Raw genomic sequence first — 12,202 nt, forward strand, 5'->3', positions numbered from 1 at the left:
GGCCACGGGTTCTTCCTGACCCTTCACAGCTTCGGTTCGATCTCTTCGGTCCAGATCCGGAGGCGGTCGGCCTCGCCGAGGTGGCAGGCGGCCATGTGGCCGGGACCGACCTCGCGCAGTTCCGGCACGTCCGTCTCCGCGGCGCCGCCGGTCAGTGCCGCGTACGGGCAGCGCGGGTGGAAGGCGCAGCCGGACGGCACGTTGATCAGGCTGGGCGGGGTGCCCTTGACCGGGTTGAGCCGTTCCAGGCGCTCCCGGTCAAGGCGCGGCATGGAGCCCAACAGGCCCCAGGTGTACGGGTGCCGGGGCGCCGTGAACAGCGTCTCGGCGGTGCCGCGCTCCACGGCCCGGCCCGCGTACATCACCAGCAGGTCGTCGGCGACCTCGGCGACCACCCCGAGGTCGTGGGTGATCATGATGACCGCGGAGCCGAACTCCTTTTGCAGGTCCCGGATCAGGTCCAGGATCTGCGCCTGCACGGTCACGTCGAGCGCGGTCGTCGGCTCGTCGGCGATCAGCAGCTCGGGGTTGTTGACCAGCGACATGGCGATCATCGCGCGCTGCCGCATACCGCCGGAGAACTGGTGCGGGTAGTCCGAGAAGCGCTTCCTGGGCTCCGGGATGCCGACCCGGTCCAGCATCTCCACGGCCCGCTCGGCCGCGACCCTCCGCGACGCCTTCTGGTGCACCCGGTACGCCTCGACGATCTGCGCGCCGACCGTGTAGTAGGGGTGCATCGCGGAGAGCGGGTCCTGGAAGATCATCGCCATCTTGCGCCCGCGCAGCCGCCGTACGTGGTCCGGGTCCGCGGCGACCAACTCCTCGCCGTCCAGCCAGACTTCGCCGGATATCCGGGCCCGCGAGGTGCGGTGCAGACCCATGATGCCCAGCGACGTCACGGACTTGCCCGAGCCGGACTCGCCGACGATGCCGAGGGTACGGCCGCGCTGGAGGTCGAAGCTGAGGCCGTCGACCGACTTCACCAGGCCGTCGTCGGTGTCGAAGTGGATCCGCAGGTCGCGTACCGACAGATACGCCTCCCCCGCCGGAGCGGCACCCGCGGTGTCGCTCTCGGGGGCGGTGCTGCCGTCCGTGGTGCTCACGAGTACCTCACGCGGGGGTCGATAGCGGCGTACAGCAGGTCCACCACAAGGTTGCAGAAGACGATGAAGGTGGCCGCGACCATCGTCACGCCGAGCACGATCGGCAGGTCGTTGTCCTTGACGCCCTGCACGGCGTAGGCGCCGACTCCCTGGAAGGAGAAGACGCGTTCGGTGATGATCGCGCCGCCGATCAGCAGGCCGAAGTCCATGCCGAAGATGGTGACGATCGGGGTCAGGGCCGCGCGCAGCGCGTGCTTGCCGACGACCGTCCGCTCCGGCAGGCCCTTGGCCCGCGCGGTACGGATGTAGTCCTCGCCCATCGTCTCCAGCATCCCGGCTCTGGTGAGGCGGGCGTACAGCGCGGAGTAGAGGAAGGCCAGCGCGATCCACGGCAGGATCAGATTCCACGCCCATTGCGCGGGATCGGTGGTGAACCCGACGTATTCGACGTTGTCCCAGATCGTCCACTTGTAGGAGAACAGGCCGAGCAGCACCATGCCGGTGAAGAAGATCGGAAGCGAGACACCGGCCAGAGCCACGCCCATGGAGACCCGGTCGAAGATCGTGCCGCGCTTGAGCGCGGAGATGACGCCGATGACGACACCGGAGACCACCCAGATCACGGCCGCGCCGATCGCCAGCGAGAAGGTCACCGGGATACGGGACTTGATCTGCGGCCACACCTCGACGTGCGACTTGAAGGAGTAGCCGAAGCAGGGGCGGTGGCAGACCGCCGCGTCCGGGCCGAACTTGTAGTTCGCGCCCATGACGATGGCCTTGATGAAGTGCCAGTACTGCTGGTAGAGCGGCAGGTCCAGCCCGAGGTTCTTCTTGACCGCCGCGATCGACTCGGGGTTGGCGTCCTTGCCCACGTACTGGGTGGCCAGTTGGGTCGTGCTCTGGCCGCCGATCTTGGGGACCAGGAAGAAGATCGCGAAAGTGACCGCGCTGACGACAAGCACCAGGATTATCGCGGCGATCACGCGTCGAATGATGTACGCAGTCACAGCGGTTCGGCGCCGGGTCCGCCGGGCCGGGGGTCAACCCCGGTCCCGGCGGACACCGATGCCTTCACCTGCCTTCCGGTGTTCGGTGCTCTCGCTTACTTGGAGGAGCTGAGCAGCAGGTAGTCGTACATGCCCAGGTACGCCTGAGTGATCGTCACGTTCGTGGCGCTCTCCGGGCGGTACAGCAGGTTCTTGCGGTAGATCAGCGGCACGACGGTGGCGGTGTCGAGCACCATCTTGTCGATGTCGCCCCACGCCTTCTCACGGGCGGCCGCGTCGGTGTTGGCGATCGCGTCCGACAGCGCCTTGTTGATGGCCGGGTCGTTCAGCTCCATCAGGTTGTTGCCGCCGGACGGCTTGATGGCGCTGCCGTCCACGATCTGGTCGAGGAAGCCGTAGCCGGTCGGCCAGTCGGCGCCCCACGCCATCATCATCAGGCCGAGCTGGTGCTCGTGCACGTAGCTCGGGACACCGGCGAAGTTGGCGAAGTACTTGCCCGCCGGGTAGCTCTTGATGTTGGCGGTGATGCCGACCTGCTTGAGCGAGTTCTGCACCGCGGTGGCCTGCGCCATCTCGGCCGGACGGTCCGAGCGGGCGGTCAGGTTGGTGGTGAAGCCGCCCGGCTTGCCGCAGGCGGTCAGGGCCTGCTTGGCCTTGGCCGCGTCGCCCTTGTTGCCCTCGGTCGGGTACTGGTCGAACTTCGCGTAGCCGTTGACGGTCGGCGGGAGCAGCGTGGTGGCGATGTCGCCCTTCACGCTGCCGCCGATCGCGGTCTGCACCGACACCTTGTCGATCGCGTACTCGACGGCCTTGCGGCACTCGATGTTGTCGAACGGCGCGACCTTGGAGTTGATCGCCATGTACGCGGTGGCGCCGGCGTACGAGTCGTCGGTGCTGCCCTTGTACTTGGGGCCGAGCACCTTGCCCTGGGTCTGCGGGGTGACACCGGTACCGCCGGAGTCCACCGTGGTGTTGCCCGCCAGCAGGTTGTTGTCGATGGTGACCGCGTCGACCTTGAACTTGATCGTGTACTTCTCCGGCAGCGGGTTGCGCACCGGGTCGGTGGCCTGGCTCCACTGCGGGTTACGGACCAGCGTGGCGCCCGCGCCCTCGGTGTACGAGGAGAACTTGTACGGGCCGGACGAGACGATGTGCTTCACGTAACCGGCGCCGTCGTCCTTCGCCTGCGGCACGGGGGCCGTCTGCGAGAACGTCGCCAGGTAGTCGAAGTCCGCGAAGGGCTTGGCCAGGTGGAAGACGATCGTGGTGTCGTTCGGGGTCTCGATGGACGCGAGCCCGTTGGGGTTCTTGTCCTTGTACGGACCCTGGTACTTGTCGCCGCCCGCCAGGTACGCCTTGAAGTACGTCGGACCGTTGGACAGCGCCTCGGGCGCGAAGTTGCTGCGCTCGATCGCGTACTTGATGTCCTTGGTGGTGATCGGCGTGCCGTCTTCGTACTTCAGCCCGGACCGGATGGTGTACGTCCAGGTCTTGGCGTCCGCGCTGGCCTTGCCGAGTCCGGTGGCGAGGTCGGGGACGACGGTGAGGCCGTCCTTGCCCGCGGCGGGCTTGAAGGTGAGCAGGGTACGCGCGTAGAGGCGGGAGAAGTTCTGCACCCAGCCGTAGTACGTGTTGCCCATGTCCAGGGAGTCCGGCACGTCGGAGTTCTCCATCACGACCGTCCCCCCCTTCTTGTCGGACTTGTTGACGATCGAGGTGAGCGCGGCGTCGGAGCCGGAGGCGGACTTGCCGCTGCCGCTGCTCGGGTTCTTGCCGCCCTTGTCGTCCTTCGAGTCACTGCTGCACGCGGATGCTCCCAGGGCCAGAGCCATGGCAAGCGCCAGCGCGGCTGTCGCTTTTCTGCTGTTCATGCCGAGGAAAGCCTCCAAATCGAATGGATATACGTGGTTTCAGCGGTGGTACGGGCGGGCTGGTACCCGGTACGGGCGGTGCGGCGTGGCGTGCTTGCGGCCGTTCACTTGCTGCGCGGGTCGAGGGCGTCGCGCAGTCCGTCGCCCAGCAGGTTGAAGGCCAGTACGGTGATGAAGATCGCGAGGCCGGGGACGACCATGTACTGCGGGTCGGCGTAGAAGAGGTCGACGGCGTCGTTGAGCATGCCGCCCCAGGACGCCTGGGGTGGTGCGATGCCGACGCCGAGGAAGCTCAGGGCGGCCTCGAAGAGGATGTTGGTCGGGATCAGCAGCGTCGAGTAGACGAGGATCGGCGCGACCAGGTTGGGCAGCAGTTCCTTGAAGAGGATGAAGGGGCCGCGGGCGCCCATGCTGCGGGCGGCTTCGACGAACTCGCGTTCGCGCAGGCTCAGCGTCTGGCCGCGCACGATGCGTCCCATGTAGGGCCAGTTGAAGAAGCCGATCACGAAGATCAGCACGCTGATCCGCAGCGGCAGCCCGTTCATCCCGAAGGCGCCGTCCTGGAGCGAGGCGGAGATCGAGATCGCGAAGAGCAGCAGCGGGAAGGCGAGGAAGGTGTCCATCAGCCGGCTGATCAGGCTGTCGACCCAGCCGCCGTAGTACCCGGCGATGACGCCGAGGACGGTGCCGATGATGTTGGACAGGATCGTCGCGCCGGTCGCCACCAGCATCGAGACCCACGAGCCCTCGATGATCCGGGCCAGCAGGTCACGGCCGAACTGCGGGTCGATGCCCAGCGGGTGGGCCCAGCTCATGCCGCCGAACGGGCCCTTGGGGGCGACGCGGACGGGGTCCACGAGGTCCTGGTGGAAGGCGGTCGGGTCGAGGCCGAAGACGTGCTCGATCGGCTTGGCCAGGATCGCGAGCAGCACCAGCAGGATGACGACGACACCGCCGGCCACCGCCACCTTGTCGCGCTTGAAGCGCATCCAGGCGATCTGACCGAGGGACCGGCCCTCGATCTGGCTCCGCTCGACCCCGCTGAGAATGGCTTCCGGCTGTGCCTCGGCCTGCCCGTGGGTGGTCTCAATCGGTGCGGTCATGGTGTGACTGACCCCTCTCGCCGGCGGGTAACCGGCGCGCGCCCGCCGCTGTAGCGGCTTTACTCATCAGTCGTGCTGCTGGTGCGAGTTGCATGACGTGCGTGATGCATGAACTGGCTCTGCAGAAAGTGCTGTTGGTACGAGGCGGTGCAGGTGGTGCAGATGACAACGGGGGACCTGAGGCCCTTGCCGCTGGATTCTTCTGTGATGTGTCGATCACCCGCCAGCCCTCACCACGAAGGGATGCGCAACTGTGATGTGGTGATTCATCGACCGTTACCGACGCGTACCTCGGGGTACGGTCGTGTGGTGAACGAGCGGCTGCGTGCGGTATGCGACCTGATGGTGCCGGTGGTACGGGAAATGGCGGGGCGTCACGAGTACGACGGCCGTGTCCAGGACCTGTCGCCGGACGGCGTCCGCCGCGGCCTCGACGCGATGGCCCGCGCCCAGCGCGCCGCGGGACCGCTGGAATCCGCCCACGACGACCGGCACCTGACGGTCTTCGAGGAGGCGCTGCGCGTGCAGTACGGGGACCTGGAACTGCACAGGCGCGACCCGTACCCGCATCTGTCCAATCTCGAACTCGCCTGCTACGACCGGGAGTACGCGTCCGGGCGGGAGCGCGCCAAGGCCCGCCGCAAGCATCTGGCGCGCTGGCCGGAGGCGGTGGACGGCGCCGTGGCGTCGCTCGACCGGGTGAGCGCGCCGGTCGCGGACGCGCTGCTCGGCGCCGTACGCGGACTCGCCGCCGGGCTCGACGCCGAGGACAGCCCCGACACCGCCGCCGCACTGGCCGCGCACGGGCGGCTGGTCGCGCACATCGAGCGGGCCGCCGAGCACGGCGACCCCGACCCCCGGCTCGGCGGCAACGCGCTGGCCGCGCTGATGGGCAGTCAGGAGGGCCTGAGCGTGGACCTGTCGGCGCTCGCCGTCGAGGCCGACCGGGAGCGCGCCCGGCTCACCGAGCTGCTGGTCGACTCCTGCCGCGCGTACGACCGGCACCGGCGCGTGGACGAGCTGCTGCCCGAGCTGATGGCCGACCACCCCGACGCCGACGGCGTGATCCCCGAGGCGGCCAGGCTCACCGACGAGGTGATCGCCTTCACCCGTGCGCACAAGCTCGCGCCGTACGTGGACGGGGACTGTCTCGTCGGACCCGCGCCGCCTTCCCGGCGCTGGGCCATGGCCATGATGAGCTGGGCCGCGCCCGCCGAGGCCGATGCCGCGTCCTGGTACCACGTCACTCCGCCGGAGCCGGACTGGCCGGCCGAGGAGCGCGAGGAGTGGCTGACCGTCTTCAGCCGCACGAGCCTGCCGTCGATCACCGTCCACGAGGTCGCTCCCGGGCACTTCGCGCACAGCCGCTCGCTGCGGCGGGCCGCGACGCCGGTGCGGCGGGTCCTGCACAGCCTCTCCTTCGCCGAGGGGTGGGCGCACTACGTCGAGGAGGTCTGCCTCGAAGAGGGGTTCCGGGCGCGGGACCCGCGCTTCGCGATCGGGGTCGCGCTCGAAGCGCTGGTCCGCGTGACGCGGCTGACGTGTTCCATCGGGCTGCACACCGGGGCGCTCTCCATAGAGGACGCGACCCGGCTCTTCATGCGCGACGCCCATCTGGCCCGTGCCGGGGCCGCCGCCGAGGCGCGGCGCGGCACCTTCGACGCCGCCTACGGGCGTTACACCTGGGGCAAGCTGGAGATCATGCGGCTGCGCGAGCGGGCCAAGCGGAAGCCGGCCTTCACCTTGCCCGGTTTCCACGCCGCCCTGCTCGCCCTGGGCAGCCCGCCGCTCGGCCTGATGTCCGCCGCCCTCGACGGTGCCGGGTCGTAGGGGGTCGCTCATTGCCGCTCGGGCTAGTCCTCAATCACCGGCCGGGCTCAAAAGATGTCCTCAAACGCCGGACGGGCTAGCGGGGGCCCCAGGCCGGGCCGCCGGCGAAGGCTTCGCGGTCGAAGAAGGGCTGGCCGTTGGCGCGCATCCACATGGCGACGGGATCGTAGGCGTCGGCCATGGCGACGGTGGAGACGGGCAGACCGTCGGGGACACCGGCGACGGACTGCTGCATCATGAGGCGGACGGACTCGACGGACTGCGGAGAGTCGTCGTAGACCTCGACGCCGATGGCGAGATAGGGCTCGCCGAGGGTGGGCTGGACCCAGGCGCGCCGCAGGGCGCGTACGGCGGGGGTGCGGTGCGCGGCCTGCGCGAGCAGAGCGTAGAACTGCGGGATCTGCAACGAGGGTTCGCCGATCTGGAGCGGCCCGGCGGGCAGCAGGTCGAGTCCGGCGGCGATCCGGCGCAGGTCGAGCCAGGGCACCCCGACCCCGCCGCCCGGGGCGTGCGGGTTGAGCCAGAGGCCCCAGCGGTCGGGGAAGAGGGTCAGGGCGATGTCGCGCCCGGAGACGACCTCGTACTCACGGCTCCAGCCGCTGGCGGCCAGCTCACGCGGCGAGGTGACGCACGGCGCGTAGCCGTGACCGCCGATCCGGAGGTTGCCGTACTGGGCATCGGCGGAACCGGGCGTGCCGTGCCAGAGCAGCATCCACACCTGGCCCTCGGCCAGCGACGCGAGCAGGTTCTCGTATGCGTCGAAGCGGCCGGGCGCCACCTGGAGCAGCATCTGCTCCACATGGCCGGCCGCCGCCGCACCGCCTTGCGCGCCCGCGATCACGTGGGACCGCCCCTTCCCCTCGTTCGGTCTGCCCGGCGCACACCTGTGCGCCGCCCGCCATCAAACCAGGTCACGTCCTGGATCCCCACCCGCGTCGTACGGCCTCCCGCCGGTCGGTCCCGTTCGGTCCCGATGAGTCCGGTTCGGTCCGGTTCAGTCCCGTGTGAAGAACGGCCGTACGGACTCCAGCATCCAGTCCGCGACCGGGTCCTGTGCGACGTCCAGCAGAATCAGCTGGACGGGCCAGGGCAGCGGCGCGGCGCCGAGGGCGCGGCCGACGGCGTCCATGGCCGCGGCGCGGTCCGCCTCCTGCCAGCCGTCCAGCTCGACCCCGACGAAGAGCGCGGGCGGCTCCTCCTCCACGGCGGCCAGCGCGCGGCGCGCGGACAGTACGACGGGGGTGACGGCGAACTCCCCCGCGGCGGTGGCGAGGAAGTCCACCGGCTCGTCGTCGTGGTCCGGTTCCCACAGCCGTACGCGGGCGCCGACCGTACGGCCGGGGGGCGCGCCGTCCTGCTCGTACCGTTCGGCGGCGCCGCCCCCGCGGCACAGCTCGGCGACGGCGGCGGGCGGCAGCGGCACGCCGACGGCGCCGCCGGGGTTCACGGCGATGCCGACCAGCGGCGGCAGGCCGCGGGCGAATTCGTGGACGGGCGCGACGGTGCAGGCCATGCCGTCGGCGGCCTGCCGGAACTGCTGCTCTGAGCTGAAGACCGGTACATAGGTCGCGCCCTCCAGTTCGACGGTGGGCAGGTCGAGCCCCGGCGCGTCCGGCGCCCCGCCGTTCGGCAGCGGCACCCAGACATGGGAGCGCCCCAGCACCTCCAGCAGCCGGGGGGCGGCCGAGGGGTTGCCGAGGCTCGCGGTGAGCACCTCTTCCAGCTCGTTGGCCGGCCATATGTCCGGCGATATGTACGGTGCCGTGTACGGTGCCGGTATCTCCATGTCCACCCTTGTCCGCCCATGTGCCACTGTCCTGCCCGGAAACCCTAGCGGCTGGCGTGCAATGATTGGCGGCACAACTTGTATACCGGCCGTTGGAGGCCGCGCGGGAGAGTTCCGTCCCCTCACCGGGCCGGGCGCCGAAGGAGCAAGCCCTCCCTTGAATCTCTCAGGCACAGATACCGCGCGGGCGAGGCAGATCTGAAAAGCGGGCGGCTCCCTTTCCGGGGAGCGGCCCCACCCAAGGTGCAAACCGGGACCCGCGAGGGTCACGGTGAACCTCTCAGGTTCCGATGACAGATGGGGAGACCCGGGGCGGCCATGCCCCGGCCCGCCCTGTCCGTCCCGCGCCGTCACCCCTCTGGGAGCCCTCCGATGAGCCAGCCACCGACCTCCCCGCGCCACACCGCCCTCGACGCGTCGCACCGCGCGCTCGGCGCGACCATGACCGACTTCGCGGGCTGGGACATGCCGCTGCGGTACGGCAGCGAGCGCGACGAGCACACCGCCGTCCGCACCCGCGCCGGTCTCTTCGACCTCTCCCACATGGGCGAGATCACCGTCACGGGACCGCGGGCGGGCGAGGCGCTCGACCACGCGCTGGTCGGCCACCTGTCAGCGCTCGCGGTCGGCAGGGCCCGCTACACGATGATCTGCGCGCCCGACGGCGGCATCCTCGACGACCTGATCGTGTACCGGCTCGCCGAGCAGGAGTTCATGATCGTCGCCAACGCCTCCAACGCCCAGGTGGTGCTGGACGCCGTCACCGAGCGCGCGGCCGGTTTCGCGGGCGCCGCCGTACGCGACGACCGGGACGCGTACGCGCTGCTCGCCGTCCAGGGCCCGGAGTCCCCCGGCATCCTGAAGTCGGTCACGGACGCGGACCTGGACGGGCTGAAGTACTACGCGGGCCTGCCCGGCACGGTCGCCGGGGTGCCCGCGCTGATCGCCCGTACCGGTTACACCGGCGAGGACGGCTTCGAGCTGTTCGTGGCGCCCGCCGACGCCGAGCGGCTGTGGCAGGCGCTGACCGAGGCCGGCGCCGGGGCCGGGCTCGTACCGTGCGGCCTGTCCTGCCGGGACACGCTGCGCCTGGAGGCGGGCATGCCGCTGTACGGGCACGAGCTGACCACCGCGCTGACGCCGTTCGACGCGGGGCTCGGCCGGGTCGTGAAGTTCGACAAGGCGGGCGACTTCGTGGGCCGGGCGGCGCTGGAGGCCGCGGCCGAGAAGGCGGCGGCCACCCCGCCGCGCAAGCTGGTCGGGCTGATCGCCGAGGGCCGCCGGGTGCCGCGCGCGGGTTACGCGGTGACCGACGCCTCGGGCGCCGTGGTCGGCGAGGTCACCTCGGGCGCACCGTCCCCGACGCTGGGCGTGCCCCTCGCGATGGCGTACGTGGACGCCGCGCATGCCGCGCCCGGCACGGAGGGGGTCGCGGTGGACATCCGCGGCACCCGTGAGCCGCACCGGGTCGTGGCGCTGCCGTTCTACAAGCGTGAGCGCTGACACGCTCGTACCGCCGCCTGGTACCGGGCCCGCCCGCCTGGTACCGGACCTGTCCGCCGAGCCGACCGACCGCGCCGTCCCCGCGCGCGGGCACCCCTTCGCATCCGGGAGAATTCCGTCATGAGCATCAACCCCCAGAATCTTCGGTACACCAAGGAACACGAGTGGCTGTCGGCCCCCGAGGCCGAGGGCGTCACCGTCGGGATCACCTCGCACGCCGCCGACGCGCTCGGCGACGTCGTGTTCGTGCAGCTTCCCGCGGTGGGCGACGCCGTCACGGCGGGTGAGACCTGTGGTGAGCTGGAGTCCACCAAGTCCGTCAGCGACCTGTACTCGCCGGTCACCGGCGAGGTCACGGAGATCAACCAGGACGTCGTGGACGACCCGGCCCTGATCAACTCCTCGCCCTTCGCGGACGGCTGGCTGTTCAAGGTGCGCGAGCCGCGGGCGACGGACGAGCTGCTGTCCGCCGCCGAGTACGACGCCTTCATCGCGGGCTGACCTCCCGGCCCCCGTCACGGGCCGGTCCCCCGGCCGTCATGGCGGGCCGGCCCCCGGCCGTCATCGCGGGCTCGCTTCCCGCCGGGCCCGCCGTCACCGGCCGTTCGCCGGCCCCCGGTATTCATTGACCTTCTGACCAGGAAGATCTCATGTCGCTGCAGAACCAGTCCCTGCACGAGTTCGACCCGGACGTCGCCGCCGCGGTCGACGCCGAACTCCACCGCCAGCAGTCCACCCTCGAAATGATCGCGTCGGAGAACTTCGCGCCGGTCGCGGTCCTCGAGGCCCAGGGCTCCGTGCTGACCAACAAGTACGCCGAGGGCTACCCGGGCCGCCGCTACTACGGCGGCTGCGAGCACGTCGACGTGATCGAGCAGCTCGCGATCGACCGCGTCAAGGCGCTGTTCGGCGCCGAGGCCGCGAACGTGCAGCCGCACTCCGGCGCGTCCGCGAACGCCGCCGCGATGGCCGCCCTGATCAAGCCGGGCGACACCATCCTGGGCCTCGACCTAGCGCACGGCGGCCACCTGACCCACGGTATGAAGATCAACTTCTCCGGCAAGCTGTACAAGGTCGCGGCCTACCACGTCGACGAGCACACCGGTCTTGTCGACATGGCCGAGGTCGAGAAGCTGGCCAGGGAGCACCGGCCGCAGCTCGTCATCGCGGGCTGGTCGGCGTATCCGCGCCAGCTCGACTTCGCCGAGTTCCGCCGGATCGCGGACGAGGTCGGCGCGTACCTGATGGTCGACATGGCGCACTTCGCGGGCCTGGTCGCGGCCGGTCTGCACCCCTCCCCCGTGCCGTACGCGGACGTGGTCACCACCACGACCCACAAGACGCTCGGCGGCCCGCGCGGCGGTGTCATCCTCTCCAGGGCCGAGCTGGCCAAGAAGATCAACTCCGCGGTCTTCCCCGGTCAGCAGGGCGGCCCGCTGGAGCACGTGATCGCCGGAAAGGCGGTCGCCTTCAAGGCCGCGGCCACCGACGAGTTCAAGGACCGGCAGGCGCGTACGCTCCAGGGCGCCAAGATCCTCGCCGAGCGGCTGGTACAGGACGACCTCACCGAGGTCGGCGTCTCCGTCCTGTCAGGCGGCACCGACGTCCACCTCGTGCTGGTCGACCTCCGCGACTCCGCGCTCGACGGCCAGCAGGCCGAGGACCGCCTCCACTCGGTCGGCATCACCGTCAACCGCAACGCGATCCCCAACGACCCCCGGCCGCCGATGGTCACCTCGGGCCTGCGCATCGGCACGCCCGCGCTGGCCACCCGCGGCTTCGACGCCGAGGACTTCCGCGAGGTCGCGGAGATCATCGCGGCGGCGCTGAAGCCGGATTACGACGCCGACGCCCTCCGGGCGAGGGTCGACGCCCTGACGGCCAAGCACCCGCTGTACACGTAGTGCCCCTAAGGGGTGCTGGGGGCACCTCCCAGCACCCCTCAAAGAAATCGGCCCCACCCTCGCGCAGGGAGGGGAACCCCACCGGGGGGACAACG

At 70.3% G+C, this 12,202-nt stretch carries 10 protein-coding genes and 1 riboswitch; of the genes, 4 read left to right on the plus strand and 6 right to left on the minus strand.

Annotation, left to right across the window (positions count from 1 at the left end; translation table 11 throughout):
• Positions 1-23: 23 nt before the first annotated feature.
• From BGM09_RS20125 to BGM09_RS20140, 4 genes are all read right to left on the minus strand, one after another.
• Positions 24-1,103, minus strand: a complete 1,080-nt coding sequence (locus tag BGM09_RS20125) for an ABC transporter ATP-binding protein (RefSeq protein WP_188283041.1) — start codon at positions 1,101-1,103, stop codon at positions 24-26.
• The gene (locus tag BGM09_RS20130; protein ID WP_188283042.1) at positions 1,100-2,110 is read right to left on the minus strand and encodes an ABC transporter permease; all 1,011 of its coding nucleotides are present in this window, start codon (positions 2,108-2,110) and stop codon (positions 1,100-1,102) included. The genes BGM09_RS20125 and BGM09_RS20130 overlap by 4 nt, the downstream gene beginning before the upstream one ends.
• Positions 2,111-2,205: 95 nt before the next feature.
• Positions 2,206-3,981, minus strand: coding sequence for an ABC transporter substrate-binding protein (locus BGM09_RS20135; protein ID WP_188283043.1), 1,776 nt, complete (start codon positions 3,979-3,981; stop codon positions 2,206-2,208).
• 104 nt (positions 3,982-4,085) lie between these two features.
• Positions 4,086-5,084 (minus strand): ABC transporter permease, encoded by a 999-nt coding sequence (locus tag BGM09_RS20140; RefSeq protein ID WP_188283044.1) that lies wholly within the window; start codon positions 5,082-5,084, stop codon positions 4,086-4,088.
• A gap of 309 nt (positions 5,085-5,393) precedes the next feature.
• Here BGM09_RS20140 and BGM09_RS20145 point away from each other — a divergent pair, with 309 nt between their 5' ends.
• Positions 5,394-6,914: a DUF885 family protein gene (locus BGM09_RS20145; protein ID WP_188283045.1), complete on the plus strand. Its 1,521-nt coding sequence runs from the start codon at positions 5,394-5,396 to the stop codon at positions 6,912-6,914.
• Between the two features lie 76 nt (positions 6,915-6,990).
• On the opposite strand, the gene BGM09_RS20150 is transcribed toward BGM09_RS20145, so the two are convergent.
• Positions 6,991-7,704, minus strand: coding sequence for an enhanced serine sensitivity protein SseB C-terminal domain-containing protein (locus BGM09_RS20150; protein WP_188283086.1), 714 nt, complete (start codon positions 7,702-7,704; stop codon positions 6,991-6,993).
• A 204-nt stretch (positions 7,705-7,908) separates the two neighbouring features.
• On the minus strand, positions 7,909-8,700 hold the full coding sequence (locus tag BGM09_RS20155) for an enhanced serine sensitivity protein SseB (RefSeq protein WP_188283046.1): 792 nt from the start codon (positions 8,698-8,700) through the stop codon (positions 7,909-7,911).
• A 94-nt stretch (positions 8,701-8,794) separates the two neighbouring features.
• A riboswitch (glycine riboswitch) is annotated at positions 8,795-8,892 on the plus strand.
• 180 nt (positions 8,893-9,072) lie between these two features.
• On the opposite strand from BGM09_RS20155, the gene gcvT reads away from it, so the two are divergent.
• From gcvT to glyA, 3 genes are all read left to right on the plus strand, one after another.
• Positions 9,073-10,203: a glycine cleavage system aminomethyltransferase GcvT gene (gene gcvT / locus BGM09_RS20160; RefSeq protein ID WP_188283047.1), complete on the plus strand. Its 1,131-nt coding sequence runs from the start codon at positions 9,073-9,075 to the stop codon at positions 10,201-10,203.
• A gap of 120 nt (positions 10,204-10,323) precedes the next feature.
• The gene (gene gcvH / locus BGM09_RS20165) at positions 10,324-10,704 is read left to right on the plus strand and encodes a glycine cleavage system protein GcvH (protein WP_188283048.1); all 381 of its coding nucleotides are present in this window, start codon (positions 10,324-10,326) and stop codon (positions 10,702-10,704) included.
• Positions 10,705-10,853: 149 nt separating this feature from the next.
• Complete coding sequence (glyA, locus tag BGM09_RS20170; protein WP_188283049.1) at positions 10,854-12,107, plus strand: serine hydroxymethyltransferase; 1,254 nt, start codon at positions 10,854-10,856, stop codon at positions 12,105-12,107.
• Positions 12,108-12,202 lie beyond the last annotated feature (95 nt).

This window comes from Streptomyces sp. CBMA29 (genome assembly GCF_014596445.1).
Classification (GTDB): Bacteria; Actinomycetota; Actinomycetes; order Streptomycetales; family Streptomycetaceae; genus Actinacidiphila.

Bases quoted from the DNA above. Each gene is read 5' to 3' on its own strand.
- gcvT (WP_188283047.1), top strand. From the start codon at position 9,073: ATGAGCCAGCCACCGACCTCCCCGCGCCACACCGCCCTCGACGCGTCG.
- gcvH (WP_188283048.1), top strand. From the start codon at position 10,324: ATGAGCATCAACCCCCAGAATCTTCGGTACACCAAGGAACACGAGTGG.
- BGM09_RS20155 (WP_188283046.1), bottom strand. From the start codon at position 8,700: ATGGAGATACCGGCACCGTACACGGCACCGTACATATCGCCGGACATA.
- BGM09_RS20140 (WP_188283044.1), bottom strand. From the start codon at position 5,084: ATGACCGCACCGATTGAGACCACCCACGGGCAGGCCGAGGCACAGCCG.
- BGM09_RS20150 (WP_188283086.1), bottom strand. From the start codon at position 7,704: ATGCTGCTCCAGGTGGCGCCCGGCCGCTTCGACGCATACGAGAACCTG.
- glyA (WP_188283049.1), top strand. From the start codon at position 10,854: ATGTCGCTGCAGAACCAGTCCCTGCACGAGTTCGACCCGGACGTCGCC.
- BGM09_RS20135 (WP_188283043.1), bottom strand. From the start codon at position 3,981: ATGAACAGCAGAAAAGCGACAGCCGCGCTGGCGCTTGCCATGGCTCTG.